This is a genomic window from Brevibacillus borstelensis, from assembly GCF_037834415.1.
Lineage (GTDB): Bacteria > Bacillota > Bacilli > Brevibacillales > Brevibacillaceae > Brevibacillus > Brevibacillus borstelensis_A.
Genome location: NZ_JAUMSJ010000017.1, coordinates 1 through 26,134 on the forward strand (window position 1 = coordinate 1; position 26,134 = coordinate 26,134).

Consider the following 26,134-nt stretch of genomic DNA (forward strand, 5'->3'; position numbering starts at 1 on the left):
GGTTTCAACTTTGACCATTTTGCCCACACTAGAAAGTGTCTTACCCCCTTGCAAACCCCAAAAAAACTCATTATAATTAAAGTCAAAGATAGTCAAAGTCAATAATCAAAGAGCAAACACTGTTGAACAGGGAGGCGACGAATGCGTAACATCTCGGACATTATAGAGCAGCATTTAAAGCGAATTTTAACGGAAAGTCCAGACGGCTCTGTCGAGATTCAGCGTAGTGAGCTTGCCGACATCTTTCAGTGTGTGCCTTCTCAAATCAATTACGTCATTAATACCCGATTTACTGTAGAAAAGGGATACGTCGTCGAAAGCAAACGCGGCGGCGGGGGCTACATCCGGATTCGAAAGGTACAGATTGTCAGCAAGGCGAAACTGCAAGAGCTGCTCACGGAAGAACTGATTGGCGACAGTATTACCCAAGGTGTCGGCTATGCGATCATAGACCGCCTTCTGGAGGAAAAATTGATCAGCCAACGGGAAGCGGCTCTCATGAAGATTGCTACTTCGCGCAATGTGCTGTTAGTGGACGCTGAATTGAGAGACCGTTTGCGGGCTACCATGTTAAAGCAGATGATCGCCACGATTTTATTGCGGTAACCAAATGCATTGGCAGGAGGGACGACAGGATGAACTGTGAAGAATGCGGCAAACGTCAAGCTACGCTTCATCTGACAAAGATCGTCAACGGTGAAAAGACCGAGTACCATATTTGCGAGCAATGCGCCCAGGAAAAAGGAGATGTCTTTCCCGGTTTTCATAACTTCAGCATTCATAATCTCCTTTCCGGCCTGCTCCATTTCGATCCGGCGCAAAAAAAAAGTCAGGAAACCCCAGCAAGCAAAACGCTGCGTTGCGAGACCTGCGGGCTGACATATGCACAATTCAGCAAGAGCGGCCGTTTTGGCTGCAGTGACTGCTACACATTTTTGGGGGATCGTCTGGATCCGCTCTTTCGCCGGATTCACGGAAATACACAGCATATCGGAAAGGTTCCGGAACGTACCGGCGGCCAACTGAAACGGCGCAAGGAACTGGAGCAATTGAAACAAGCGCTTCAACGGCACGTAGCCAGCGAAGAGTTTGAAAAGGCTGCGGAAATTCGCGACCGTATCAAGGCACTGGAACAAAAGCTGGGTCAATCGTAAACAGGGGAGGTGAGGAGCATGTCCCAACAACAGTTTATGCAAAACCCTTGGAGCAACTGGATGAAAGGAGAAGGCCCTGATTCCGACATCGTCATAAGTACGAGGCTGAGGATCGCACGCAATCTCCGGCAGCATCCCTTTCCGCTTTTGGCCACTGACTCGCAGGCGGAAGAAGTCGTGCGCAAGGTGGCGGAAGTAAGCGGAACGGAGGAGATGAAAAAGCTCGGACAGCTTGAGCTGATCCAGATGGAGCACGTCAACCCATTGGAAAAGCGCGTTCTCGTCGAAAAGCATTTGATCAGCCCTCATCTGGCGGAAGAGTCGCGAAAGGGAGCTGTGCTCCTTAGCAGCGATGAGTCGATCAGCATCATGGTAAACGAAGAAGACCACATTCGGATCCAGGTGCTGCTGCCCGGTTTCCAGCTCCAGCAGGCGTGGGATATGGGCACAAAAATCGACGATATTTTTGAGAGGCACGTCAACTACGCGTTTGACGAAACCCGAGGCTTTCTGACGAGCTGCCCCACCAATGTGGGAACAGGTATCCGGGCATCGGTCATGCTTCATCTGCCGGCACTGGTGATGACGCAGCAGATCAACCGGATTTTGCAGGCGATCAATCAAGTAGGGTTGGTCGTGAGAGGCATCTACGGAGAGGGCAGCGAAGCGCTGGGGAATCTGTTCCAGCTGTCCAATCAGGTGACGCTCGGGATGTCTGAGTCGGATATTTTGTCCAATCTGTACGGTGTCGCAAGGCAAATCATCGAGCAGGAGCGGGTTGCCCGAAGGTATTTGGTTGAGCATTCCCGAGTCACATTGGAGGACCGGATTCTCCGCTCCTATGGAATCCTGCAGTACGCCCGAACGATGGAATCCAAGGAAGCCGCCCAAAGGCTTTCCGATGTCCGCTTGGGAATCGATCTGGAGATCGTGAAAAACATTCCCCATCTCGTTTTGAATGAGTTGCTGGTTACGACGCAGCCCGGCTTTTTGCAGCATCACGCCGGCCAAAAGCTTTCGCCTGATCAAAGGGATGAGCGGCGGGCAAGACTGATCCGGGAAAAGCTGTCTGTTCGACAGTAAGCGAGAAAATTTGCTGTCCATATCATCGTTATACGCAAAAATAAAAGTTATGAGGAAACAAAGCATAGAACTATAAAGATGGTTACTGGAGGTGCATGAGATTATGATGTTTGGACGTTTTACCGAACGCGCGCAAAAAGTGTTGGCACTCGCCTTGGAAGAGGCCGTTAGACTGGGACATAAGGATATCGGAACGGAGCACGTGCTGCTCGGCCTGATCCGTGAAGGCGAAGGAATCGCAGCCAAGGCACTGCAATCGCTCGGCCTTGGGCTCGACAAAATTCAAAGCGAAGTGGAGTCGCTGATTGGACGCGGGACAGAGCAAGCGGGCGGCAACTACACCCCAAACTACACACCCCGTGCCAAAAAGGTCATTGAGCTTTCCATGGATGAAGCCCGCAAGCTTGGGCATACGTACGTGGGAACCGAGCACATCCTGCTTGGCTTGATTCGTGAAGGCGAAGGAATCGCGGCTCGGATCATGAACAATCTGGGCGTCAGTCTGAACAAAGCTCGCCAGCAAGTTCTACAGCTTTTGGGAAGCTCGGAAATGATGAATTCCCATCAGCCTTCGGGCAGCAATCCTGCGGCCAACACGCCAACTCTGGACAGCCTGGCAAGAGACTTGACGGCAATCGCTCGCGATGGCGGACTGGATCCGGTGATCGGACGCCAAAAAGAAATCGAGCGCGTGATTCAGGTGCTCAGCCGCCGCACCAAGAACAACCCTGTGCTGATCGGGGAGCCTGGCGTCGGGAAGACGGCGATTGCCGAAGGGCTTGCGCAAAAGATCGTCAACAACGAAATCCCGGAAACGCTTCGCGACAAGCGGGTTATGACACTGGACATGGGGACAGTGGTGGCCGGTACCAAGTATCGCGGGGAATTTGAAGACCGCCTGAAAAAAATCATGGATGAGATTCGCCAGGCCGGCAATATCATTCTCTTTATCGACGAACTGCACACGCTGATCGGTGCAGGCGGAGCAGAGGGTGCGATTGACGCTTCCAACATTTTGAAGCCAGCCCTGGCTCGCGGCGAGCTGCAATGCGTCGGTGCGACCACGCTGGATGAATACCGCAAGTATATTGAAAAGGACGCCGCTCTGGAGCGCCGATTCCAGCCGATCCAGGTCGATCAGCCGAATACGGAGGATGCGATCAAAATCCTCCATGGCTTGCGGGACCGCTATGAAGCGCATCACCGCGTGAAAATTACCGATGAAGCGATTGAACAGGCGGTAAAACTGTCTGATCGTTACATCACAGATCGCTTCCTGCCGGACAAAGCGATCGACCTGATCGATGAGGCAGCTTCCAAGGTACGCCTCCAATCCTTTACGGTTCCGCCGAACCTCAAGGAACTGGAAGGGCGTTTGGAAGAAGTACGCAAGGAAAAAGATGCGGCTGTACAGTCCCAGGAGTTCGAAGAAGCAGCGTCCCTGCGCGACAAGGAGCAGAAGCTGCGCGAAGAGCTGGAAAAAACCAAGAAGGACTGGAAAGAACGGCAAGGCCAGTTGAACATGGAGGTCACTCCGGAAGATATCGCCCACGTGGTGGCGAACTGGACCGGAATCCCGGTGGTCAAGCTGAAAGAAGAAGAGACAGAACGACTCTTGAAAATGGAAGAAATCCTGCATGACCGTGTAATCGGGCAGGATGAAGCCGTCAAATCGGTTGCTCGTGCTGTTCGCCGGGCGCGTGCCGGTTTGAAAGATCCGAAACGTCCGATCGGCTCGTTTATCTTCCTCGGACCGACCGGGGTAGGGAAAACCGAATTGGCTCGGGCCGTTGCCGAGACGCTGTTTGGCGACGAGGACGCGATGATTCGGGTCGACATGTCGGAGTACATGGAAAAACACTCCACGGCGCGTCTGGTCGGCGCTCCTCCGGGATATGTCGGATATGATGAAGGCGGCCAGCTGACAGAAAAGGTCCGACGCAAACCGTATTCCGTCATCTTGCTCGACGAAATCGAGAAAGCTCATCCCGATGTTTTCAACATTCTTCTGCAGGTACTGGACGACGGCCGTCTGACCGATTCCAAGGGAAGAACCGTTGACTTCCGCAATACGGTCGTGATCATGACATCCAACGTCGGGGCCAACCTGATCAAGAAAAACACGACACTCGGTTTCACAGCCGGCAACGAGACAGAGAAAAAGTACCAGGACATGAAAGACAAGGTCATGGAAGAACTGAAGAAAAGCTTCCGCCCCGAGTTCCTGAACCGGATTGACGAGGTCATCGTCTTCCACTCCCTGGAGCAGGAGCACATCGAACAGATTGTTTCCTTGATGACCGAGGATCTGCGCAAGCGTCTGAAAGAGCAGGAGATCGATTTCCAACTCACCGAGGCAGCCAAGAAAGTGCTGGCCAAGGAAGGCTTCGATCCCGCTTACGGGGCACGGCCGCTGCGCCGCGCGATCCAGCGCAACATCGAAGACAGATTGTCCGAAGAATTGCTGAAAGGCAGCATCAGCAAAGGCGATACCGTCTCCATTGATGCTGAGGAGGATAAGCTCGTCGTAAAGCGTCTTGAGAAAACAACTTCATAATGAGAGGTTTAGGCAAGCGCAGAAAGGGTACCTCCTGTATACAGGAGGTATTCTTTTTTTGTTTCCATCATGTATGATAATCCTATAGAGGAGAATCCCAAAACGAGGTACAAACTATGTCCAAGTATAAAACGAAATACGCGTGTCAAGAATGTGGCTATGAATCGCCCAAGTGGATGGGCAAATGTCCTGGCTGCAACAATTGGAATACGATGGTGGAAGAGGTTTCGATAAAGGCTGCCTCCCGCCATGAGGGTTTGCATGGAGGACAGCGGCAGGCGGCGGCTCTGCCGTTGACTGAGGTGGCGGGTGAAGAAGAGCCGCGAATGGATACAACAATCGGCGAATTGAATCGGGTTCTGGGTGGAGGGCTCGTTCCCGGCTCGATGGTTCTGGTCGGCGGCGATCCAGGCATCGGGAAGTCCACTCTGCTCTTGCAGACGTCGTTTGCGCTAGCTCACGGCGGGATTAAAGTTCTGTACGTATCCGGCGAGGAATCCGCGAAGCAAATCAAGCTGCGTGCCGACCGGCTCGGAATGAGCACGCCCCCGATGTATGTTCTCGCAGAAAACGACCTCGATCTGATCGAGCAGCATATTTCCCAAGTAGACCCCCAGGTGCTGATCATCGACTCGATTCAGACTGTCTTCCATCCTGCCGTCCAGTCCGCGGCGGGGAGCGTCGCTCAGGTGAGGGAAACGACCTCGCAGCTGATGCGCATCGCCAAAGGGAAGGGGATCGCGACATTCATCGTCGGTCACGTGACAAAAGAAGGCGCGATTGCCGGCCCCCGCATGCTGGAGCACATGGTGGATGCGGTGTTGTACTTTGAAGGCGAACGGCATAACACCTTCCGGATCCTGCGGGCAGTAAAAAACCGATTTGGCTCGACGAATGAAATCGGCATTTTCGAGATGAAAGAAAAGGGCCTGGAGGAGGTCGGAAACCCCTCTGAGATCTTTTTGGCGGAACGGCCAGTCGGTGTGGCTGGTTCGACGGTAGTCGCCAGCATGGAGGGGACCAGGCCGGTTCTGGTAGAGCTGCAGGCGTTGGTTGCGCCGACCAGCTTTGTGACCCCGCGCCGGATGGCTACCGGTGTCGATCATCAACGGGTCGGAATGATTATGGCTGTGCTTGAGAAGAGAATGGGCCTCATGCTGCAAAATCAGGATGCCTATGTCAACGTGGCTGGCGGCGTTCGCCTGGATGAACCGGCTGTCGATTTGGCGATCGCAGTAAGCATTGCCAGCAGCTTTCGCGATCACGCGACGAATCCCCATGATGTCGTCATCGGAGAGGTGGGCTTAACGGGCGAAGTTCGCGGTGTATCCCGAATCGAACAGCGGATACGGGAAGCCCACAAGCTCGGGTTCAAGCGCGTAATCATCCCGTCCAAGAACATCCGGGGACTCGACGTTCCCGCTGATATAGAAGTGATCGGAGTCAGCAATATTTCGGAAGCATTGAGTGAAGTGCTAAGGGGGTAGAAGCACCTGTATGCTTGATACAAACAAAAGAGAACCGGTCTACAGCGATGTGCTTCGTCTTGTTGCCCCGGGGACTCCGCTCCGCGAGGGATTGGAAAATGTATTGCGGGCCAAAACCGGTGGCCTGATTGTCGTCGGATACGGTCCTGAAATGAAGAACATTGTCGACGGAGGGTTTTCCATTAATTGCGACTTCACTCCGGCGCATTTATATGAATTGGCCAAGATGGACGGGGCGATCATAGTTAGTGAGGATGCAAAAAAGATCTTGTTTGCCAACACGCAGCTGTTTCCTCCCGCTGCGATCCCTTCCAGCGAAACAGGGACTCGCCATCGGACGGCGCAAAGAACCGCATTGCACACGAATTACCTGGTCATAGCCATTTCTCAGCGCCGCAATGTCATCACTCTGTATCAAGGTCCATTCCGCTATGTCCTAAACGAGATCAGCGTGATTCTCGCCAAGGCCAACCAAGCGATTTCCACGCTGGAAAAGTACAAGGCTGTACTCGATCAGTCATTAACCAACCTCGGAGCGCTGGAGTTCGAGGAGCTGGTGACGCTGCACGAGGTGACCTCTGTACTGCAGCGAATTGAAATGGTTTTACGCATTAAAGCGGAAATTACCAAATATATATACGAATTAGGGACGGAAGGCCGGCTTGTCACCATGCAGCTGGAGGAATTGGTCGGCAATATTGACGAGGAAGCGCATATGCTGATTCGCGATTACGCCAAAAGTCCGGCCGTTTCGCCTGAGCAAGTCTTAAAGGAGATGAAAAAGCTCACAGCAGACGAAGTGCTGGAAATGGGTCCCTTTTTACGGATTCTCGGCTATTCCGCCAACCCAACCATGCTGGAAGAATCGCTCTCGCCGCGCGGTTACAGGATCTTGCATAAAATCCCCCGCTTGCCCATTTCGATCATTTCAAATCTCGTCGAGCATTTTCACAATTTGCCCCGAATCATGATGGCGACGATCGAAGAACTGGACGAGGTAGACGGCATTGGAGAGGTTCGAGCGCGGGCGATCAAAGACGGATTGAAGCGAATTCAAGAACAGGTGTTCATTGACAGGCACATTTAAGGTAGAATAGGATAGAGTCATTATTGTTTTGACATTTGCCGAAGGATTTCTAACAGGGGCTGGCAGTGCCATACCCGTTTCTCCTTTGCGCAGGAAACCAGGAGGTAGTCTATGTTCGTTAAATCGTTACCGAACATGCTAACCGTGAGCAATTTGTTCTTGGGTATCGTAGCCATTATTCTCGCCTTTCAGGGGAACCAATATGTGGAGTATGCTGCGATTACGGTAATTATTGGTATGTTGATGGATGGTTTGGATGGCCGCGTGGCTCGCATGCTGAATGCCCAGAGCGAATTTGGCAAAGAATTGGATTCTCTTTCCGACGTGATTACATTTGGAGTGGCCCCGGCTTTTATCATGTACGTAGTGGCCCTGCAGGATCTCAATCTGATCGGTATTTTTGTAACGGCCGTATTCCCGATCTGCGGCGCGTTGCGACTCGCCCGTTTTAACGTACAAGCAGGTGTGCCCGGATACTTTATCGGCCTGCCGATCACCGCCGCAGGCGGGGTGCTGGCTACGCTGGCTTTGTACCACCACGTGTTTAACGTAGCGTTGCTTGCGGCAAGCATGCTGCTGCTTGCTTTTCTGATGGTATCCAACATCAAGTACCCCAACTTTAAAAAAGTGGGGATTCCCAAAGCGGCGTATTGGATCACACCCATTATCGTGGCGATCGTAGTTGTTTTCGCCGTAAAATACCCGCAGCAGTTCCCGAAAATCGTCTTCTTGCCATTGGCAGTTTACGCACTTTACGGGATAAAAAAAAACGTTGACCTTCTCCTGAAAAAATTGCGAAAAGAGAAGAAAGAAGAAAACGAGTCGCTGCCCTTTGAGTAGCAAGAGCACTAAAAAACCCGCTTTTGAGGAGCGGGTTTTTTCTGTTCGCACGCAACTTTTTTGGTGCTTCGTTCGTAATACCAAATGGGAGCTTATGAAAGGTTAAATACACCGAGGGTATGTAACCGCTCCGATTCCTTTTGAATGACGTCTTCAAGCCGGACATCAGTGATGTTGCAGAGTGCAGCGATGTAAAAGAGGTTTTTGCCCAGTTCAGCGGTAACTACGTCACGGCAATGCTCGCACAAAGGACCGGAGAAATGCGTGTCCAGCAGTGTCTGGTTATCCTGCAGGCTTTTTTGGGGGTCGTATGTTTGCTTCCTGGCCACCACTTCGACACAGCCGCATTCGGTGATGGCTTTGGTGAGTGAACGGTTGATGCGGGCTGCGCTTTCCTGAACCTTGGACATGACGTCCAGTACGCTGCGATGTCTGATCAGCAGCTCCGAAACTTGGGCTTGAAAATCGTCCACGTTTCGCTTTTCCATATGATTCACCTCTGCTTTAGGCTGCTACCATCTTCAGAATTATTCAGCACATTACTGTCATTATAAGAAGGGAATCCAGCTGCTGTCAATTTGAAACCGGAGGGAAACGGAAGTTCTCCATTGACGTTAAATTGCCATGTATGTTAAAATTTTTGGCTATTTGACACTAGAATTTAACTTTTGTTATAGTGGGGGAAAGTCTCGCATATTGGTGAATGTTATGTTTTTGAGAAGCAGGGTTTTTCCGCTAAGCTTCTGTCTATATTAATATCAAGGAGGTGAAAGCATGGTTCGCCGATTAGGGAAAATTTGTTTTATACTTGTCGGAGGAGGTTTGGGCTTCAAGTTTGGTCCTGATCTTTTTAACCTCTTGAACACGCTTTTGAATTTTGGTGATTTCAAGTATACAAGCTACATCGGAGCTGTTTTGGGAGCCGTGCTGTTCTTTTTCTTCGCCAACTGGTTTGTCGATTACACATCGCGAATCGTCCGCTGGGGTGAAGAGACGCTGTTAAAATTGCCGATCGTGGATGTTATGTTTGGAGCTTTGGGGTTGATTATTGGTCTTATCGTTGCCTTTTTATTATTCCTCCAGCTCAGCAACATTCCGATACCGGTAGTAAGCGATTTGCTGCCGCTGATGGTTTCGGCTTTGCTCGGATATTTGGGCTTTCAGGTCGGTTTCCGCAAGCGGGATGAGATCATGGCTGTCTTCTCGATCGGGCGCAAGGACAAGTCAAAAAAGGAAAGCGGCGGGTCCCCGTCCAATGTAGAGTATAAAATCCTCGATACGAGCGTGATCATTGACGGCCGAATTGCCGACATTTGCCGGACCGGCTTTCTCGAAGGCGTACTCGTTATCCCCGGTTTTGTGTTGGAGGAACTGCAGCATATCGCCGATTCGTCCGATGTACTGAAACGAAACCGCGGACGCCGGGGTCTGGACATTTTAAACAAGATCCAAAAGGAAATGAAGGTAAAGGTCCAGATCTACGAGGGAGACTTTGAAGAGGTTTCGGAAGTGGACAGCAAGCTGATCAAGCTGGCGAAGGTGATGAATGGCAAAGTCGTCACCAATGATTTCAACCTGAACAAGGTATGCGAGCTCCAGGGAGTCGCCGTATTGAATATCAATGATCTGGCCAACGCGGTAAAGCCGGTTGTCCTCCCGGGCGAGGAGCTGACCGTGCAAGTCATCAAGGATGGCAAAGAGCATGGCCAGGGAGTGGCTTATCTCGACGACGGCACGATGATCGTCGTCGAGGGCGGCCGCGACTACATCGGGCACGATCTGGAAGTGCTCGTAACCAGCGTGTTGCAAACTTCGGCGGGACGGATGATCTTCGCCAAGCCGAAGCTTTTGGAAAAAGCATTGTAGCGGATTGAGTGAAGGGGGAGGGATGCAGCCTCCCTTTTCGAGCATCCTGAGCAAGAGAGACTGGAGAGGAATAGACGTGGAGACGGGAGTCGTAATCGTTGCGGCCGGTTCCGGGAAGCGCATGGGAGCAGAGCGTAACAAGCTTTGGCTGCCGCTTGGCGGCGAGCCGATCTTGACTCGTACGGTACGCCTGTTCACCAGCCATCCCGAAATCGGGGAAATTGTACTGGTGGTTAGCGCGCAGGATCATGAAGAAGTGCTGGAGTGGAAGCGCCAGGAGCAGCTCAGGCTGACCGTTGTGCTTGGCGGAGCCGAGAGGCAGGACAGCGTCAGGAACGGCTTGGCTGCGCTATCCTCAGACTGCTCGTACGTGCTGGTACACGATGCTGCCCGTCCTTTCGTAACTCGCGAGCAAATCAGCGAGATGATTCGGCAGGTGCGGCGAGATCGGGCTTCGATCATGGCCGTTCCCGTCAAGGATACCATCAAAGTGGTAGGGGCAGACGGAGTAGTCCAGTCGACCCCGGCACGAGAGAGCTTGTGGGCGGTTCAAACCCCACAAGCTTTTCTCGTTTCCTTGTTGCGAGAGGCGCATGAAGCGGCATTGCAGGCAGACAAAACTGGCACCGACGATGCGATGCTGGTCGAATGGCTGGGGCATGCAGTCACTGTTGTACGGGGAAGTTACGAAAACATCAAGATCACCACGCCGGATGATCTGTGGTTTGGAGAAGAAATTTTGAGGAGAAGAAAGGGAGAGGGATCATGAGAATCGGACAAGGTTTTGATGTGCATCAGCTGGTAGAGGGACGGCCTTGCATTATTGGTGGAGTAACGATCCCGTTTGAAAAGGGGCTGCTCGGCCACTCGGACGCAGATGTCTTGCTGCACGCGATTAGCGACGCTTTGCTTGGGGCGATTGGCGAGGGCGATATCGGCCGTCATTTTCCCGATACGGACCCTGCCTTTAAAGATGCGGACAGCGTCAAGCTGATGGAACACGTGTGGAAGCTGGTCAAAGAAAAGGGGTACCGTCTGGGCAACGTGGATGCCACGATCATCGCGCAAGCGCCAAAAATGGCTCCGTATATCCCGCAGATGCGCGAGCTGATAGCCCGAGTGCTTGAGGCGGAGGATTTGTCACAAATTAACGTAAAGGCCACAACCTCGGAAAAATTGGGCTTTACCGGTCGCGGAGAGGGAATTGCTGCCCAAGCCGCCTGCTTGCTTGTCAAGTAATGCGGACAGGGTGTAAGATTAACCCGTAGATACGAAGTGACAGAAGGAAGCGATTTTCGCTTCACGAAAGGATGGCGCAATCATGGCTAAAGAAATCCGCACACGGTATGCTCCAAGTCCGACCGGACATTTACATATTGGCGGTGCGCGCACTGCACTTTTCAACTATTTGTTCGCCAAGCATCACGGAGGCTCTTTCATCGTCCGCATCGAGGATACGGACCAGACCCGGAACGTAGAAAACGCCGACGAAGAACAGATGAAAAATCTGAAATGGCTGGGCATCACCTGGGAAGAAGGGACAGACATCGGCGGCCCGTACGGACCTTACCGCCAGATGGATCGCCTCGATATTTACCGCAAGTACATCGATCAGCTGCTTTCTGAAGGAAAAGCCTACTACTGTTACGCGACCAAGGAAGAGCTCGACGCGGAGCGGGAAGAACAGCTCGCCCGCGGAGAAACGCCGCGCATCCTGGAGAAGCATCGCCATGTTACGCCGGAACAGCGCGAACAGTACGAGCAGGAAGGGCGCACTCCATCCATCCATTTCATGGTGCCGGACGATAAGCAGTATGTGGTCAACGATCTGATTCGCGGACAGGTCACGTTTGATTCCAAAGAGATGGGCGACTTCGTCATCTGTAGACCGGACGGAATTCCGACCTACAACTTTGCCGTCGTCATCGATGACTACCTGATGAAAATCAGCCACGTCTTCCGCGGCGAGGAGCATCTGTCCAATACGCCCCGACAGCTGATGATTTACGAAGCGTTTGGTTGGGAGCCGCCTCAGTTTGGCCATCTCGCGCTGATCCTCAATCAGGAAGGCAAAAAAATGTCGAAGCGCGACGAGAGCATCATCCAGTTTATTGAACAGTATCGCGAGCTCGGTTTCCTGCCGGACGCGATCGTCAACTTCCTGGTGCTGCTCGGCTGGTCTCCGGGTGGAGAAGAAGAGATCTTTTCGCTGGACGAGCTGATCAAGCTGTTCTCGGAAGATCGCGTGAGCAAATCGCCGGCGGTGTTCGACTCCACGAAAATGAACTGGATGAACAACTTCTACATCAAGCGTCAATCGGTTGATCTGATTACGGAGATGTGTATTCCTCATTTGCAAAAAGCCGGCTTTATCGATGAGGAGCTGAGCGAGGAGAAAAAGGTTTGGGTGCGCAGCATTGTCGCTCTGTATCAGGAGCAGATGTCGTACTGTGCGCAGATTGTGCCGCTGGCCGCTCTTTTCTTCCTCGAAGAAGTGGTGTACGATGAAGAGGCGAGAGCTGTGCTCAAGGAGCCGCAATTGCCGGAGGTATTATCTTCCTTTACCAAACACCTTGAGGCGGCCGCTGAATATAATGCGGATACGATCAAGGCCATTTTGAAAGACGTGCAGAAAGAAACCGGCTATAAAGGGAAGGCGCTGTTCATGCCGGTCCGCGTAGCGGCCACCGGTCAGGCGCATGGACGCGATCTGGCGGAAACTCTCTATCTGCTGGGACAACAGACCGTGTTTGAGCGCGTGAAACGCGTTTTGGCCAACGGTGAATAATAAATGGAATACGGCGCGGGCGGACGTTTTCAGCCGCCCTGTGCGATCAAGCGATGACCAGGAGAGTACTGCAGCAAGCTCGTCCAAAGAGAGGACGGAAAGGTGAGAGCCGTCTGGCGAGACCTGTCAGGAAATGCACCTGAGAGCTGTGACCCCGAACCTGCATTGCCTATGGGCAAGGGCCGGCAGTAGGGCAAACGGTGGCCCGCCGTTATCGGGAAAAAAGCGAGATTTGCCCGAGTCTGTCCTTTGGGAAGGCGGACAATTGGCAATCTAAGCAGAGTGGAACCGCGGTTCAACCCGTCTCTGCCTCCTTCTGACCGAAGGCGGCAGAGACGTTTTTGTTTTGCAGCAATTATTTTTTTATCAGGCAAACGACAGCAGGAGGTGAAACCCTGTGCTTTCACAGATGAGGGATGACATTCAGGCAGTATTTGAGCGTGACCCGGCAGCTCGCAGCACATTCGAAGTAGTATTGACGTATTCCGGACTTCATGCGATATGGGGACACCGCATTGCCCACAAGTGCTGGAAAGCCGGCTGGTTTACTCTTGCGCGGGCGATTTCCCAGTTTTTCCGGTTTATTACCGGGATCGAAATCCATCCGGGGGCAAAGATCGGCAGGCGGCTGTTTATTGACCACGGGATGGGTGTCGTCATCGGGGAAACCTGTGAGATCGGCGACAACGTCACCATCTATCAGGGAGTAACATTGGGCGGTACCGGCAAGGAAAAAGGGAAGCGGCATCCGACTGTAGGCAATAATGTAATTATCGCATCAGGGGCCAAAGTGCTGGGTTCCTTTAAAATCGGAGACAATTCCAAGATCGGGGCTGGCTCGGTCGTGCTGCAGGAGGTGCCGCCCAACTCTACCGTCGTAGGCATTCCGGGCCGCATCCGAATACAGGACGGAAAAAAGGTCACGAATGATCTAGACCACGTCAACCTACCCGACCCGGTGGCGGACATGATTCGGACCATGCAACAGGAAATCGAGCAGTTGCGCAAAGAAGTGAGCGCTTTGAGGGAGGATAAGAAGGACAATGAGCATTCAGTTCACTAATACGCTGACCAAGCAAAAGGAAGCGTTTGTTCCGCTGGAGCCTGGCAAAGTGAAGATGTATGTGTGCGGCCCGACTGTGTACAATTACATTCACATCGGCAATGCCCGCCCGGCCATTGTATTCGATACGCTCCGCCGATACCTGAAATACCGGGGGTACGAGGTTACATTTGTGCAAAATATTACCGATGTGGACGATAAGCTGATCCGGAGAGCCAACGAAGAGGGCATCACGGTAAAAGAGGTGGCGGACCGTTATACGGACGCTTTTAACGAAGACTTGCGGTCCCTCAATATCTTGCCGCCGGACATCCAGCCAAGGGTCATGCAGACCATTCCCGAGATCATTCAGTTTATCGAAGGGCTGATCGAGAAGGGGTATGCCTATGATAGCGAAGGCGACGTGTATTTCCGCACGGGACGATTCGCCGAATACGGAAAGCTCTCCCATCAGCCCCTCGATGAGCTGCAGGCAGGCGCTCGCGTAGAGATCAATGAAAAGAAGGAAAATCCGCTCGACTTCGCGCTGTGGAAGGCAGCCAAGCCGGGTGAGGTAAGCTGGAGCAGTCCATGGGGAGAAGGCCGTCCGGGCTGGCATATCGAATGCTCGGCGATGGCGCTGAAATTCCTCGGTGACCAGATCGACATACACGCGGGGGGGACCGATCTCGTTTTCCCTCACCACGAAAATGAAATTGCCCAGTCCGAATGCTACACGGGAAAAGTATTCGCGCGTTACTGGCTGCACAACGGCATGCTCAATATCAACAATGAAAAAATGTCCAAGTCGCTCGGGAACTTCATCCTGGCCCGCGACCTGATCCAGCATTACGGGGGAGAGCTGATCCGCTTTTTCATGCTGCAAGGCCACTACCGCAATCCGATCAACTTCAGCGACGACCTTCTGGAGCAGGCGGCCAACGGATTGGAGCGGATCAAGACGGCTTACGCCAATCTCCGCCACCGACTGGAGACTGCCCGTCCGCAGGAGCCGAATGGCCTTGCCGACGAACAGGCCCGCATCATCCGCGAGCTGCGGGAAAGCTTTATTGCCGAGATGGACGATGACCTGAATACGGCCAATGCCATTACGGTCATTTATGAAGTAGTCAAGGAAGCCAATCTGTATGTACGCCATCCAAATGTCGGCCAGGAGCAGGTAGAGCAGTACCTTTCCTTGCTTGTAGAACTGACCGATGTACTCGGAGTACAGCTGGAACAGGCCGAGGAGCTGTTGGACAGCGAGGTGGAGGCGCTGATCGAAGAGCGCACGGAAGCCCGGCGCTCCCGGAACTTTGCGCGGGCAGACGAAATCCGCGATCTCCTGAGCGAAAAGGGGATTCTTTTGGAGGATACCCCTCAAGGCGTTCGCTGGCGAAGAAAATAAAAGGGGCATAACAAACGATGCAGAAGGAAGAGCTGTCAAAAGATCCTCATTTGTTAAATCCGCTGGTGCTCGCTTTTTTGGGAGACGCTACGTATTCGCATTGCGTTCGCTACCATTTGATCGCAAAAGGACTCGTGAAGCCAAACGTGCTCCACAAGACGGCCAATCAGTACGTCTCTGCCAAAGCGCAGGCAAACATCCTGCTGACCCTGATGCCGCAGTTCTCGGAAGAAGAGGCGGCGGTGGTAAGGCGCGGACGCAACGCCAAATCCGGCTCCAGCGCAAAGAATGCAGATATTATCGATTACCGGCACGCTACCGCTTTTGAGGCACTCATCGGCTTTTTGTATCTGTGCGGAAAAGAAGAGCGGCTGGCGGAGATCATGCAGCAGGCATTTGCCATTGTGGAAGGAGTATACGGACATGAGTGAAGAGTGGATTGTCGGAAAGAATCCGATTATCGAGGCGTTGCGGTCAGGCCGTACCATGAACAAGATATGGATTGCGGAAGGGACCAACAAAAATTTGATGGGGCCTATCTTCTCCCTGGCCCGGGAGCAAGGTGTGATCGTCACCACGGCAAACCGCAAAAAGCTTGACCAGCTGTGCGGCACCGACAATCACCAGGGGGTCATTGCCTCTGTCGCCGCCTATGACTACGTCGAAGTGGAAGACATTCTGAAGAGAGCCGAAGAGCGAAACGAGGCGCCATTCCTCCTATTGCTCGATGAGCTTGAGGACCCCCACAATTTAGGCTCCATCATGCGTACGGCGGATGCGGTAGGGGCGCACGGCATTGTCATTCCGAAACGGCGCTCGGTCTCTTTGACGGCGACTGTCGCGAAGGCCTCCGCCGGAGCGATCAATTACGTGCCCGTGGCACGGGTGACCAACCTGGTGCGAACCATGGAGGAATTGAAGGAAAAAGGCGTCTGGATCGCCGGTACGGACGCCAGCGCCAAGCAAGACTTCCGCCAAGGCGATTACTCGATGCCGCTGGCGATCGTGATCGGCAGCGAAGGCAAGGGGATGAGCAGATTGGTAAAAGACAACTGCGACTTCCTGTACAGCCTGCCCATGGCCGGAAATGTCACGTCGCTCAACGCCTCTGTTGCTGCTGCTCTGCTCATGTACGAAGTTTTTCGCGCAAGGAGTCCACTGTCGGCTCAGGTGAAGTGACATGGCGAAAAGGAAAGCCAAACAACTTTTGATTGTTGACGGCTATAACATCATCGGAGCCTGGCCAGACCTGCGCGTGCTCAAGGATCAGGAGCGCATGGACGAAGCGCGCGATCTGTTGATCTCCAAGCTGGCTGATTACCAGAGCTTCACTGGCATAAAGGTCATCATCGTATTCGATGCCTACAACGTGCCGGGTATCGGAAGAAAGATCAGCGATTATCAGGTAGATATTTATTTCACCAAGAAAAAAGAGACAGCCGATGAAAAAATCGAGCAGCTCGTAGCAGAACATTACGTGAAAAATCGACAAATTTATGTAGCGACCTCGGACTATACATCCCAGCGCGTCATTTTTGGCCAGGGGGCCTTGCGGAAGTCAGCGAGGGAGCTGCTTCACGACATGGAAAGTATCGGCAAGGAGATCAAACAACAGGTGGAGAAGACCCGTGAAGAGCGCTTCTCCACGCGTATTTCCTTGGATGGGGAAATAGCGAAAATATTCGAAAAATGGCGAAGGGAATAAGATGGATTCGGTTGACGCTTTTTTACGGCGCATGTATAATAGCCCTATCTGTGGAAAACCGGATGGCGGGGGGATCATTGTGAGCGTTGACCTCAAGGAGTTGAAGCATGCCCAATATGAGTTGATGTCCGATGAAGAGGTAGTTGATCTGGTACGTGACAATGATGCCGAAGCCTTGGAATACTTGATCAACAAGTACAAGAATTTCGTCAGGGCAAAAGCGAGGTCCTATTTCCTCATTGGGGCTGACCGCGAAGACATCGTCCAAGAGGGCATGATCGGATTGTACAAGTCCATTCGCGACTTCCGGGGGGACAAGCTCACATCGTTCAAAGCGTTTGCCGAACTGTGCATAACCCGTCAGATTATTACTGCGATTAAGACAGCCACCAGGCAAAAGCATATTCCGCTCAACTCGTATGTTTCCCTGGACAAGCCGATATACGACGAAGATTCGGACCGCACCTTGCTCGATGTGATTTGCGGGACGAAGGTAACCGACCCCGAAGAGTTGTTCATCAATCGCGAAGAATTCGACGACATCGAAGGAAAGATGAGCGAAATCCTGAGCGATCTGGAACGCCAGGTGCTGATGCTCTATCTGGACGGCCGATCCTATCAGCAAATCGCTGTAGAGCTCAAGCGGCATGTCAAATCGATAGACAATGCCCTGCAGCGGGTAAAACGCAAATTGGAAAAGTATTTGGAAGGTAGAGAGATTCATCTGTAACATGGTAGAATCTCTCTTTTCTTTTTGGAACAAAATGCTTCCGCTTTGTCAAGACGTTTTGTTGACATGGGTTGACTGGTGTGATAAATTTGTTTAGGTAACCATGGCCACATTTCTCTCTTGCCTATGGTTGCTTTGTTAAAATGGTCAGGAAAAAGTAGCGGTTTTCCCGTACTATTTTATCCTTGTTCTTTTTGAATACGTAGGTTTGAAATGAGATGGAGGTGGCAATAAATGCGAGTAAACATCACGTTGGCGTGCACTGAGTGTGGCGAGCGTAACTATATCTCCACGAAAAACAAGCGCACTACTACTGAGCGTGTCGAGCTGAAAAAGTATTGCTCCCGTGACAAGAAGCAGACCCTTCATCGCGAAACGAAGTAATGGTCGGAAGCGACGAAGTCAGGGGGTGGCAGTGTGGGTTTCCTAGCAAGAATAGGATCTAGTTTTCGCCGGACAGGTGAATTTTTTGGCGATGTCAAATCGGAATTGAAGAAGGTCCGCTGGCCAAACCGAAAGGAATTGACCACCTACACGGTCGTCGTTCTCATTACGGTTACGCTTCTCGCTGCTTTCTTCTTTGTCATTGATCTGGGTATCTCGCGCCTTATTGATTTGATTTTAGGAACGTAATTTTGCACGCCTAGGAGGGACGGACGGATAACGTCCTTGTGGATATGGAAAAAGCATGGTATGTAGTTCATACTTACTCGGGTTATGAAAACAAGGTAAAGACAAATCTGGAGAAGCGCGTCGAGTCGATGGGCATGGAAGACAAGATCTTTCGCGTTCTCGTTCCCACGGAAGAAGAAGTGGAGACGAAAGACGGCAAGAAGCGCACCGTTACAAAAAAGGTGTTTCCAGGATATGTCCTTGTTGAAATGGTGATGACCGACGACTCTTGGTATGTCGTACGGAACACCCCTGGGGTTACCGGCTTTGTTGGATCCACGGGCGCCGGTTCCAAACCGACAGCGCTTCGTCCTGAAGAGGCCGATATGATCCTGCGTCAGATGGGGATCGAGATTCCCAAAATCAAAGTCGATTTTGATCTCCGCGACATGGTGCGCGTGACTGACGGTCCGTTCTCCAACCGTACCGGAGAAATTATCGAGATTCATCCTGACAGACAAAAGGTTCGCGTTCTGGTCGATATCTTCGGTCGCGAAACGCCGGTCGAGCTAGACTTTACGCAGATTCAAAAATTGGATTAGGATTCATCTTGAAAATGACCACGCTATGTGGTACATTTCATGTTGTTTCTTATTTCCCCAACCATAAGGGGTTTCTTGCACTCTCACTATAGATGGAAAGTCTACATAGGACTTTCGGCAAAACGGTGGGAGGGGGCATTCCCCCGTAATAACCACATGTGAAGCAAGGAGGTGTCTTACGTGGCTAAAAAGGTTATCCGCGTAATTAAATTACAAATCCCGGCAGGTAAAGCGAACCCTGCACCTCCAGTAGGTCCGGCTCTCGGTCAAGCTGGTGTAAACATCATGGGATTCTGTAAAGAATTCAACGCTCGTACGGAGAGCGAAGTAGGAATGATCATTCCAGTAGAAATTACTGTTTTTGAAGACCGTTCCTTTACTTTCATTACGAAAACTCCGCCGGCTGCTGTTCTGCTGAAGAAAGCTGCTGGTATCGAGTCTGGTTCCGGCGTACCGAACAAGACGAAAGTTGCTACCCTGAAACGCGATAAAGTTCGTGAAATCGCAGAACTGAAGCGCCCTGACCTGAACGCAGCAACCGTTGAAGCGGCTATGCGCATGGTTGAAGGTACCGCTCGTTCCATGGGTATCGTGATCGAAGACTAATTGTCTTTGTTGCAATGAGGGGTACACGAGAGCTGTGCCCCTTGTTTGTGGGAGGATCAAACCGCTACGACCACATTGAAGGGAGATTTTAAAACATGGCAAAACGTGGCAAGAAGTACCAAGAGGCTGCGAAGCTGATTGACAAGAACAAAGTTTATGAAGTAGCAGAAGGTATCGAGCTGGTTAAAAAAGCAGCTTCTGCTAAGTTTGATGAATCCGTGGAAGCGGCATTCCGTCTGGGCGTAGACCCGAAGCGTGCTGACCAACAAATCCGCGGTGCAGTTGTTCTGCCGCACGGTACTGGTAAAGTACAGCGCGTGCTCGTGTTCGCAAAAGGCGAAAAAGCGAAAGAAGCAGAAGCAGCTGGTGCAGATTATGTAGGCGATGCAGACATGATCGCAAAAATTCAAGGCGGTTGGTTCGACTTTGACGTAGTCGTAGCTACCCCTGACATGATGGGTGAAGTAGGGAAACTGGGTCGCGTGCTCGGTCCGAAAGGCCTTATGCCAAACCCGAAAACCGGCACTGTTACATTCGATGTAACCAAAGCCGTTAACGAAATCAAAGCTGGTAAAATCGAGTACCGCGTTGACAAAGCAGGTAACATCCACGCTCCAATCGGCAAAGTTTCCTTTGATGCCGAGAAGCTGGCTGAAAACCTCGCTGCGTTGACCGAAGCGCTGAACCGTGCGAAACCAGCGGCAGCAAAAGGCGTTTACATGAAAAACGTATCCATCAGCTCCACGATGGGTCCTGGCGTTCGTGTAGCTGTAAAATAATGATAGTTGACTTCCCTTGTGGAAGTTGATAAGATAGTTCCTGTTGATGAAAAAGAATATCCCATGCCGTAGACAGAAGGTGCAGAGCCCCTTGGCCCTGCTTAATATCCCTCCGAGGCGTGTAATGAAGCGGATAGAGGAAATGCTAGATTTCCTTTGACGATATACATTATGCCCTCGTATAAAGCTGCGAGGGCATTCTTTTTTCCAGGATAGAGCACGGGAGGTGTAACAATTGGCAGAAATTCGTCCAACCGTTATTCGTGAAGAGAAAGTACAAGCGGTTAATGAAATCGCTACAAAACTGCGCGCTAGCCAAACGACAGTAATCGCTGATTACCGTGGTCTGACTGTAGCGCAAGTAACTGAGCTGCGTAAACAACTGCGTGAAGCAGGTGTCGAATTCGTAGTTTTGAAAAACACACTGACTCGACTCGCTACAGCGAAAGAGAACCTGACTGAACTGGATCAGTACCTCACCGGTCCAAACGCAATCGCGTTCTCCAATGAAGATGTGATCGCTCCTGCGAAAATCATCGCTGATTTCGCGAAGAAAAACGAAAAGCTGGAAATCAAGGGTGGCGTAATCGAAGGAAAAGTAGTGGGCGCTGAAGACATCAAAGCGCTGGCAGCACTGCCTTCCCGCGAAGGTCTCCTGTCCATGCTTCTCAGTGTGCTGCAAGCTCCTGTGCGCAACTTCGCACTGGCAGTCAAAGCCGTTTCCGAGCAAAAAGAAGGCCAAGGCGCGTAATCGCCTGAACGGGTTTCAAACCCCGCCGGTTGTGCAAGCAACCGCCCCAATACACTTATCCATGAATGGGAGGACAATAAGATGAGCAAAGAGCAAATCTTGGAAGCAATCAAAGGTATGTCCGTTCTCGAACTGAACGATTTGGTAAAAGCAATTGAAGAAGAATTCGGCGTAACTGCTGCTGCTCCTGTAGCTGTAGTTGCTGGCGGCGGAGCTGAAGCTGCTGCTGAGCAAACTGAATTCACTGTAAACCTGGTAAGCGGCGGCGCTTCCAAAATCAACGTGATCAAAGTTGTTCGCGAGCTGACTGGCCTGGGTCTGAAAGAAGCAAAAGACCTGGTAGACAACGCTCCAAAAACTCTCAAAGAGGGCGTTTCCAAAGAAGAAGCAGAATCCCTCAAAGCAAAACTCGAAGAAGCTGGCGCAACTGTAGAAGTGAAGTAAGTTAGCTTCCCGAAAGCGGAATAGATCCCCTTGCCTGCGGCAGGGGGATTTTCTGTAAGAAGAAGCTGTGCCTATCGACGAGGAAAGGTGGACCATACGTGGCAGATCACTACTACACAAGCCGCCCGGGAGCGAAGCATGACGAACAGCAGTTTACCTTTGCGCTGCGGGGATATGAGCTTCGCTTTATCACGGATGCGGGTGTATTTTCCCGGGATCGGGTGGATTTTGGCAGCCAGCTGTTAATCGAAACGATGGCATTTGACGAACAGGCCCGCGTGCTCGATGTGGGTTGCGGCTACGGACCGATGGGGTTGACGGCAGCGAAGCTGGCCGCCCGCGGCCATGTTACGATGCTCGATGTCAATGAGCGTGCGGTCGAATTGGCGCGTCGAAATGCCCAACTGAACGGAATCACAAATGTGGAGATCCTCGTGAGCGATGTGTACAGCGCTGTTCAGGGACGAGCGTTTGACGTGATTTTGACCAATCCGCCGATTCGTGCCGGCAAGGAGATCGTCCATCGCATTTTTACGGAAGGGTACGAGCTGCTTTCTGAAGGCGGCGAGATGTGGGTAGTGATTCAGAAAAAGCAAGGGGCGCCTTCCGCCTTGCGAAAGCTGCAGGAAGTCTATCGGGAAGTCGAAGAGGTAGATAAGAAAAAAGGCTATTTCATATTTAGAGCAAGAAAATAACGGAACACAGTTCAGTTCCCTGTTCCAAGCTATAAAAAAAGTCCCTTGACGTGCATATTTCAATATGATAGCATTATAAAATGTCAATATGGGATCAATGTCTATTTTTTTAACAGTTCTCATTGTCAAAACGCCTTTCCTGCTTTTTTATTCAAAGGAGGAATGACGGTGTAAAAAGATGGGAATTCTTATAAAATAGATTTCCTTTGGGTTAAAAATGTGTAACGCTGCTTTAACCCATTTTTATTTTTTGCTCGCACCAAGGCATTCGTCCGCTGAAAAGCTTGCCGAATGCCCAGTTTTCTATGTGTGAAAACACAACCTGAGGGGTGAATAAGTTGGCAGGTAAAGTGATTCAAAGTGGCCGACACCGCCAGCGTCGTACGTATTCGCGTATTAACGAAGTGCTGGGCCTTCCAAACCTGATCGAGATTCAGCAAAAATCTTACCAGTGGTTCCTGGATGAAGGCTTGCGTGAAATGTTCCAGGACATTTCCCCGATCCAGGACTTTACGGGTAATCTCGTGCTGGAATTTATCGATTACAGCCTGGGTGAGCCCAAGTATGACGTGGACGAGTCGAAAGAACGTGACGTCACCTATGCAGCGCCTCTGCGCGTGAAGGTCCGCTTGCTTAACAAAGAGACGGGCGAAGTGAAGGAACAAGAAGTCTTCATGGGGGATTTCCCGCTCATGACCGAAACGGGAACCTTCATCATTAACGGGGCTGAGCGTGTCATTGTCAGCCAGCTTGTTCGTTCCCCCAGTGTATATTACAACACCAAAGTGGACAAAAACGGCAAGCAAACATTTACCGCTACCGTTATTCCAAACCGCGGCGCGTGGCTGGAGTTGGAGACGGACGCGAAGGATGTCATTTACGTCCGTATCGACCGTACCCGGAAGATCCCGGTAACGGTGCTTTTGCGCGCTCTCGGCTTTGGTTCCGACATCGAGATTCTCAACCTGCTGGGTGAGGACGAGTATATCAAAAATACGCTGGAGAAAGACAATACCGACTCTACGGAAAAGGCGCTGATCGAAATCTATGAGCGCCTGCGTCCGGGCGAACCGCCGACAGTCGAGAACGCAAAGAGCTTGCTCATTTCCCGTTTCTTCGACCCGAAGCGTTACGACCTGGCATCCGTCGGTCGCTATAAAATGAACAAGAAGCTTCACCTGAAAAACCGTCTCTACAATCAGCGTCTGGCTGAGACGCTGGTAGATGCGAGCACAGGTGAAATCATCGCAGATGCAGGTCAAATGATCGACCGCCGGATTCTGGACCGGATTCTGCCGATGCTCGAAGAGAGCGTTGGATTCGTAGATGTGCGGACGCACGGCGGCGTTCTCGAAGAGGATACGATCCGTCTGCAATCCATCAACATCTTTTCTCCGCTCGACGACGGCAAAGTGATCAAGGTCATCGGCAACGGAAACGTGGATAAGTCTTTCAAGCACATCACGCCGGCTGATATCGTTGCGGCGATCAACTACTTCATGAACCTCCTCCACGGAGTCGGTTCTACGGATGATATCGACCATTTGGGCAACCGCCGTCTGCGTTCCGTGGGCGAGCTTTTGCAAAATCAGTTCCGAATCGGTCTTTCCCGTATGGAGCGCGTTGTTCGCGAGCGCATGTCCATTCAGGACCAAAACCAGATCACGCCGCAAGCGCTGATCAACATTCGTCCGGTCATCGCGGCGATCAAGGAGTTCTTCGGAAGCTCCCAGCTGTCGCAGTTTATGGACCAGACCAACCCGCTTGCCGAGCTGACGCACAAGCGCCGTCTCTCTGCGCTCGGTCCCGGTGGTTTGACGCGTGAACGCGCGGGCTTTGAAGTGCGTGACGTCCACCACTCTCACTACGGCCGCATGTGTCCGATTGAGACGCCGGAGGGTCCGAACATCGGGTTGATCAACTCGCTGTCCTCCTTTGCCCGGATCAATGATTATGGCTTCATTGAGACTCCACGGCGCAAGGTAGACCCAGAGACCGGTTTCGTGCTGGATGAAATCGCCTATCTGACGGCGGATGAAGAAGACGTGTTCAACGTCGCCCAGGCCAATCAGCCTTTGGACGAAACGGGCCGCTTCATCAACGACATGGTTATTTGCCGACGCAAGGGCGACATCTTGAGCGTCCCTCGCGACAAGGTCGATTATATGGACGTATCTCCGAAGCAAGTTGTTTCGGTTGCGACTGCTTTGATTCCGTTCCTGGAAAACGACGACGCCAACCGCGCGCTGATGGGTTCCAACATGCAGCGGCAGGCGGTTCCTCTGCTCATTCCGCAAGCGCCGTTTGTCGGTACCGGTATGGAGCATAAAGCAGCGCAAGACTCCGGCGTGGCGATTGTCGCCAAGTATCCGGGTCAGGTAGAGCGCGTGACAGCCCGTGAAATTTGGGTACGCCGCTACCAGGAGATCGACGGCAAGAAAGTGGCCGGCGATATCGACAAATACAAGCTGCACAAATTTATCCGTTCCAACCAAGGGACCTGCATCAACCAGCGCCCGATCGTCAGAAAAGGCGACTGGATTGAAAAAGGCGACATCATCGGTGACGGTCCGTCCACGGAGAAGGGTGAATTGGCACTGGGCCGCAACGTCATCGTCGCGTTCATGACCTGGGAAGGGTACAACTACGAGGATGCCATTCTGCTCAGCGAAAAGCTGGTAAAAGATGACGTGTATACGTCTATCCATATTGAAGAATACGAGTCCGAAGCCCGCGACACCAAGCTCGGTCCGGAAGAAATCACCCGGGATATCCCGAACGTCGGGGAAGATGCTCTGAAAAATCTCGACGAGCGCGGTATCGTTCGCGTCGGTGCGGAGATTCAGGACGGCGACATCCTCGTCGGTAAAGTAACTCCAAAAGGGGTTACCGAGCTGACGGCGGAAGAGCGCTTGCTCCATGCCATCTTCGGTGAAAAGGCGCGTGAAGTTCGCGACACCTCCTTGCGCGTGCCGCACGGCGGTTCCGGCATCGTTGTCGACGTGAAAGTGTTTACCCGCGAAAACGGCGACGAGCTGCCGCCAGGCGTCAACCAGCTCGTCCGCGTTTACATCGCCCAAAAACGGAAAATTTCCGTGGGTGACAAAATGGCCGGCCGACATGGTAACAAAGGGGTTATCGCCCGTATCATGCCAGAGGAGGATATGCCGTTCCTGCCGGATGGCTCTCCTGTGGAAATCGTTCTGAACCCGCTCGGGGTTCCGTCCCGGATGAACATCGGTCAGGTACTGGAAACGCACCTCGGCATGGCGGCAAAAATGCTCGGCATCCACGTAGCGACACCGGTATTTGACGGCGCTCGTCAGGAAGACGTGTTCGAAACGCTGGAAGAAGCCGGCCTCGACCGTGACGGAAAAACCATTTTGTACGATGGCCGTACAGGTGAACCGTTTGATCGCCGTGTAACGGTAGGCTGCGTGTACATGCTGAAGCTGGCTCACTTGGTGGACGACAAGATCCACGCTCGTTCCACTGGTCCATACTCGCTCGTTACGCAGCAGCCGCTGGGCGGTAAAGCTCAGTTTGGCGGACAGCGCTTCGGGGAGATGGAGGTTTGGGCACTCGAGGCTTATGGTGCCGCCTACACCCTGCAAGAGATTCTTACTGTCAAGTCGGACGACGTCGTGGGTCGGGTGAAGACCTACGAAGCGATCGTCAAAGGGGAAAACGTGCCGGAGCCAGGTGTTCCTGAGTCCTTCAAGGTTCTCATCAAGGAACTGCAAAGCTTGGGTATGGACGTGAAAATCCTGTCCGAAGACGAGCAGGAAATTGAAATGCGTGAAATGGAAGAAGAGGACGAGGGCAGTGGTGAAAAGCTGAATCTCGTGCTTGAAGGCGGAAGCTTGGACGAAGAGTAAGATTCCGGTACAAAGGGAGG

The 26,134-nt window shown here is 52.1% G+C and carries 27 protein-coding genes and 1 other annotated feature; of the genes, 26 read left to right on the plus strand and 1 reads right to left on the minus strand.

Annotated elements, in window-relative coordinates; translation table 11 throughout:
- Nucleotides 1–141 precede the first annotated feature (141 nt).
- From Q3F21_RS14655 to pssA, 7 genes are all read left to right on the plus strand, one after another.
- The gene (locus Q3F21_RS14655) at nt 142–606 is read left to right on the plus strand and encodes a CtsR family transcriptional regulator (RefSeq protein WP_340254171.1); all 465 of its coding nucleotides are present in this window, start codon (nt 142–144) and stop codon (nt 604–606) included.
- A gap of 29 nt (nt 607–635) precedes the next feature.
- Nucleotides 636–1,154, plus strand: a complete 519-nt coding sequence (locus Q3F21_RS14660) for a UvrB/UvrC motif-containing protein (protein ID WP_340254174.1) — start codon at nt 636–638, stop codon at nt 1,152–1,154.
- An 18-nt stretch (nt 1,155–1,172) separates the two neighbouring features.
- Complete coding sequence (locus Q3F21_RS14665) at nt 1,173–2,237, plus strand: protein arginine kinase (protein ID WP_340254177.1); 1,065 nt, start codon at nt 1,173–1,175, stop codon at nt 2,235–2,237.
- A 103-nt stretch (nt 2,238–2,340) separates the two neighbouring features.
- Nucleotides 2,341–4,794 (plus strand): ATP-dependent Clp protease ATP-binding subunit, encoded by a 2,454-nt coding sequence (locus Q3F21_RS14670; protein WP_340254180.1) that lies wholly within the window; start codon nt 2,341–2,343, stop codon nt 4,792–4,794.
- Nucleotides 4,795–4,910: 116 nt separating this feature from the next.
- Nucleotides 4,911–6,281 carry a DNA repair protein RadA gene (gene radA, locus Q3F21_RS14675; protein ID WP_340254183.1) on the plus strand — a complete coding sequence of 457 codons (1,371 nt, stop codon included), beginning with the start codon at nt 4,911–4,913 and terminating at the stop codon, nt 6,279–6,281.
- Nucleotides 6,282–6,291: 10 nt separating this feature from the next.
- The gene (gene disA / locus Q3F21_RS14680; RefSeq protein ID WP_340254186.1) at nt 6,292–7,368 is read left to right on the plus strand and encodes a DNA integrity scanning diadenylate cyclase DisA; all 1,077 of its coding nucleotides are present in this window, start codon (nt 6,292–6,294) and stop codon (nt 7,366–7,368) included.
- Nucleotides 7,369–7,479: 111 nt separating this feature from the next.
- Entirely contained in the window at nt 7,480–8,208 is a 729-nt protein-coding gene (pssA, locus tag Q3F21_RS14685; protein WP_340254189.1) for a CDP-diacylglycerol--serine O-phosphatidyltransferase, read from the plus strand.
- Between the two features lie 92 nt (nt 8,209–8,300).
- On the opposite strand, the gene Q3F21_RS14690 is transcribed toward pssA, so the two are convergent.
- Nucleotides 8,301–8,696, minus strand: coding sequence for a DUF1573 domain-containing protein (locus tag Q3F21_RS14690; protein ID WP_340254192.1), 396 nt, complete (start codon nt 8,694–8,696; stop codon nt 8,301–8,303).
- 286 nt (nt 8,697–8,982) lie between these two features.
- On the opposite strand from Q3F21_RS14690, the gene Q3F21_RS14695 reads away from it, so the two are divergent.
- From Q3F21_RS14695 to rpoB, 19 genes are all read left to right on the plus strand, one after another.
- Nucleotides 8,983–10,074 carry a PIN/TRAM domain-containing protein gene (locus Q3F21_RS14695; protein WP_340254195.1) on the plus strand — a complete coding sequence of 364 codons (1,092 nt, stop codon included), beginning with the start codon at nt 8,983–8,985 and terminating at the stop codon, nt 10,072–10,074.
- A gap of 76 nt (nt 10,075–10,150) precedes the next feature.
- Nucleotides 10,151–10,843 (plus strand): 2-C-methyl-D-erythritol 4-phosphate cytidylyltransferase, encoded by a 693-nt coding sequence (gene ispD, locus Q3F21_RS14700; protein WP_340254500.1) that lies wholly within the window; start codon nt 10,151–10,153, stop codon nt 10,841–10,843.
- A complete protein-coding gene (ispF, locus tag Q3F21_RS14705) occupies nt 10,840–11,313 on the plus strand; it encodes a 2-C-methyl-D-erythritol 2,4-cyclodiphosphate synthase (RefSeq protein WP_340254198.1) in 474 nt (157 codons plus the stop codon). Before ispD ends, ispF begins: the two co-directional genes overlap by 4 nt.
- An 82-nt stretch (nt 11,314–11,395) precedes the next feature.
- Nucleotides 11,396–12,862 (plus strand): glutamate--tRNA ligase, encoded by a 1,467-nt coding sequence (gene gltX / locus Q3F21_RS14710; RefSeq protein ID WP_340254200.1) that lies wholly within the window; start codon nt 11,396–11,398, stop codon nt 12,860–12,862.
- 397 nt (nt 12,863–13,259) lie between these two features.
- On the plus strand, nt 13,260–13,925 hold the full coding sequence (gene cysE, locus Q3F21_RS14715) for a serine O-acetyltransferase (protein ID WP_340254203.1): 666 nt from the start codon (nt 13,260–13,262) through the stop codon (nt 13,923–13,925).
- Nucleotides 13,906–15,312, plus strand: a complete 1,407-nt coding sequence (cysS, locus tag Q3F21_RS14720; protein ID WP_340254206.1) for a cysteine--tRNA ligase — start codon at nt 13,906–13,908, stop codon at nt 15,310–15,312. Before cysE ends, cysS begins: the two co-directional genes overlap by 20 nt.
- 17 nt (nt 15,313–15,329) lie before the next feature.
- Nucleotides 15,330–15,743, plus strand: a complete 414-nt coding sequence (locus Q3F21_RS14725; protein WP_340254209.1) for a Mini-ribonuclease 3 — start codon at nt 15,330–15,332, stop codon at nt 15,741–15,743.
- Complete coding sequence (gene rlmB / locus Q3F21_RS14730) at nt 15,736–16,491, plus strand: 23S rRNA (guanosine(2251)-2'-O)-methyltransferase RlmB (protein WP_340254212.1); 756 nt, start codon at nt 15,736–15,738, stop codon at nt 16,489–16,491. Before Q3F21_RS14725 ends, rlmB begins: the two co-directional genes overlap by 8 nt.
- A gap of 1 nt (nt 16,492) precedes the next feature.
- Complete coding sequence (locus tag Q3F21_RS14735; RefSeq protein ID WP_340254215.1) at nt 16,493–17,017, plus strand: NYN domain-containing protein; 525 nt, start codon at nt 16,493–16,495, stop codon at nt 17,015–17,017.
- 79 nt (nt 17,018–17,096) lie between these two features.
- Nucleotides 17,097–17,747: an RNA polymerase sporulation sigma factor SigH gene (sigH, locus tag Q3F21_RS14740; protein WP_003392020.1), complete on the plus strand. Its 651-nt coding sequence runs from the start codon at nt 17,097–17,099 to the stop codon at nt 17,745–17,747.
- Nucleotides 17,748–17,981: 234 nt separating this feature from the next.
- Nucleotides 17,982–18,131, plus strand: coding sequence for a 50S ribosomal protein L33 (gene rpmG, locus Q3F21_RS14745; protein WP_003392018.1), 150 nt, complete (start codon nt 17,982–17,984; stop codon nt 18,129–18,131).
- A gap of 33 nt (nt 18,132–18,164) precedes the next feature.
- Nucleotides 18,165–18,380 carry a preprotein translocase subunit SecE gene (secE, locus tag Q3F21_RS14750; protein ID WP_340254220.1) on the plus strand — a complete coding sequence of 72 codons (216 nt, stop codon included), beginning with the start codon at nt 18,165–18,167 and terminating at the stop codon, nt 18,378–18,380.
- 44 nt (nt 18,381–18,424) lie between these two features.
- Nucleotides 18,425–18,961 carry a transcription termination/antitermination protein NusG gene (gene nusG, locus Q3F21_RS14755; RefSeq protein ID WP_003392014.1) on the plus strand — a complete coding sequence of 179 codons (537 nt, stop codon included), beginning with the start codon at nt 18,425–18,427 and terminating at the stop codon, nt 18,959–18,961.
- Nucleotides 18,962–19,141: 180 nt separating this feature from the next.
- Nucleotides 19,142–19,567 (plus strand): 50S ribosomal protein L11, encoded by a 426-nt coding sequence (rplK, locus tag Q3F21_RS14760; RefSeq protein ID WP_003392012.1) that lies wholly within the window; start codon nt 19,142–19,144, stop codon nt 19,565–19,567.
- 95 nt (nt 19,568–19,662) lie between these two features.
- Nucleotides 19,663–20,346: a 50S ribosomal protein L1 gene (rplA, locus tag Q3F21_RS14765; protein WP_003392009.1), complete on the plus strand. Its 684-nt coding sequence runs from the start codon at nt 19,663–19,665 to the stop codon at nt 20,344–20,346.
- 48 nt (nt 20,347–20,394) lie between these two features.
- Nucleotides 20,395–20,559: a sequence feature (ribosomal protein L10 leader region), on the plus strand.
- A 22-nt stretch (nt 20,560–20,581) separates the two neighbouring features.
- Nucleotides 20,582–21,097, plus strand: a complete 516-nt coding sequence (gene rplJ, locus Q3F21_RS14770; RefSeq protein ID WP_340254225.1) for a 50S ribosomal protein L10 — start codon at nt 20,582–20,584, stop codon at nt 21,095–21,097.
- Between the two features lie 81 nt (nt 21,098–21,178).
- Nucleotides 21,179–21,541 carry a 50S ribosomal protein L7/L12 gene (rplL, locus tag Q3F21_RS14775; protein ID WP_003392006.1) on the plus strand — a complete coding sequence of 121 codons (363 nt, stop codon included), beginning with the start codon at nt 21,179–21,181 and terminating at the stop codon, nt 21,539–21,541.
- Between the two features lie 98 nt (nt 21,542–21,639).
- Nucleotides 21,640–22,236 (plus strand): class I SAM-dependent methyltransferase, encoded by a 597-nt coding sequence (locus Q3F21_RS14780; RefSeq protein ID WP_340254229.1) that lies wholly within the window; start codon nt 21,640–21,642, stop codon nt 22,234–22,236.
- A gap of 338 nt (nt 22,237–22,574) precedes the next feature.
- The gene (gene rpoB / locus Q3F21_RS14785; protein WP_340254232.1) at nt 22,575–26,114 is read left to right on the plus strand and encodes a DNA-directed RNA polymerase subunit beta; all 3,540 of its coding nucleotides are present in this window, start codon (nt 22,575–22,577) and stop codon (nt 26,112–26,114) included.
- Nucleotides 26,115–26,134 lie beyond the last annotated feature (20 nt).

What these genes read in the sequence shown, in the direction of transcription:
- rplL (WP_003392006.1), top strand. Translation starts at nt 21,179, where the DNA reads ATGAGCAAAGAGCAAATCTTGGAAGCAATCAAAGGTATGTCCGTTCTC.
- Q3F21_RS14725 (WP_340254209.1), top strand. Translation starts at nt 15,330, where the DNA reads ATGCAGAAGGAAGAGCTGTCAAAAGATCCTCATTTGTTAAATCCGCTG.
- Q3F21_RS14735 (WP_340254215.1), top strand. Translation starts at nt 16,493, where the DNA reads ATGGCGAAAAGGAAAGCCAAACAACTTTTGATTGTTGACGGCTATAAC.
- Q3F21_RS14665 (WP_340254177.1), top strand. Translation starts at nt 1,173, where the DNA reads ATGTCCCAACAACAGTTTATGCAAAACCCTTGGAGCAACTGGATGAAA.
- radA (WP_340254183.1), top strand. Translation starts at nt 4,911, where the DNA reads ATGTCCAAGTATAAAACGAAATACGCGTGTCAAGAATGTGGCTATGAA.
- pssA (WP_340254189.1), top strand. Translation starts at nt 7,480, where the DNA reads ATGTTCGTTAAATCGTTACCGAACATGCTAACCGTGAGCAATTTGTTC.
- disA (WP_340254186.1), top strand. Translation starts at nt 6,292, where the DNA reads ATGCTTGATACAAACAAAAGAGAACCGGTCTACAGCGATGTGCTTCGT.
- rpmG (WP_003392018.1), top strand. Translation starts at nt 17,982, where the DNA reads ATGCGAGTAAACATCACGTTGGCGTGCACTGAGTGTGGCGAGCGTAAC.
- Q3F21_RS14655 (WP_340254171.1), top strand. Translation starts at nt 142, where the DNA reads ATGCGTAACATCTCGGACATTATAGAGCAGCATTTAAAGCGAATTTTA.
- rplA (WP_003392009.1), top strand. Translation starts at nt 19,663, where the DNA reads ATGGCAAAACGTGGCAAGAAGTACCAAGAGGCTGCGAAGCTGATTGAC.
- Q3F21_RS14660 (WP_340254174.1), top strand. Translation starts at nt 636, where the DNA reads ATGAACTGTGAAGAATGCGGCAAACGTCAAGCTACGCTTCATCTGACA.
- gltX (WP_340254200.1), top strand. Translation starts at nt 11,396, where the DNA reads ATGGCTAAAGAAATCCGCACACGGTATGCTCCAAGTCCGACCGGACAT.
- ispF (WP_340254198.1), top strand. Translation starts at nt 10,840, where the DNA reads ATGAGAATCGGACAAGGTTTTGATGTGCATCAGCTGGTAGAGGGACGG.
- cysS (WP_340254206.1), top strand. Translation starts at nt 13,906, where the DNA reads ATGAGCATTCAGTTCACTAATACGCTGACCAAGCAAAAGGAAGCGTTT.
- Q3F21_RS14695 (WP_340254195.1), top strand. Translation starts at nt 8,983, where the DNA reads ATGGTTCGCCGATTAGGGAAAATTTGTTTTATACTTGTCGGAGGAGGT.
- rlmB (WP_340254212.1), top strand. Translation starts at nt 15,736, where the DNA reads ATGAGTGAAGAGTGGATTGTCGGAAAGAATCCGATTATCGAGGCGTTG.
- Q3F21_RS14670 (WP_340254180.1), top strand. Translation starts at nt 2,341, where the DNA reads ATGATGTTTGGACGTTTTACCGAACGCGCGCAAAAAGTGTTGGCACTC.
- Q3F21_RS14690 (WP_340254192.1), bottom strand. Translation starts at nt 8,696, where the DNA reads ATGGAAAAGCGAAACGTGGACGATTTTCAAGCCCAAGTTTCGGAGCTG.
- nusG (WP_003392014.1), top strand. Translation starts at nt 18,425, where the DNA reads ATGGAAAAAGCATGGTATGTAGTTCATACTTACTCGGGTTATGAAAAC.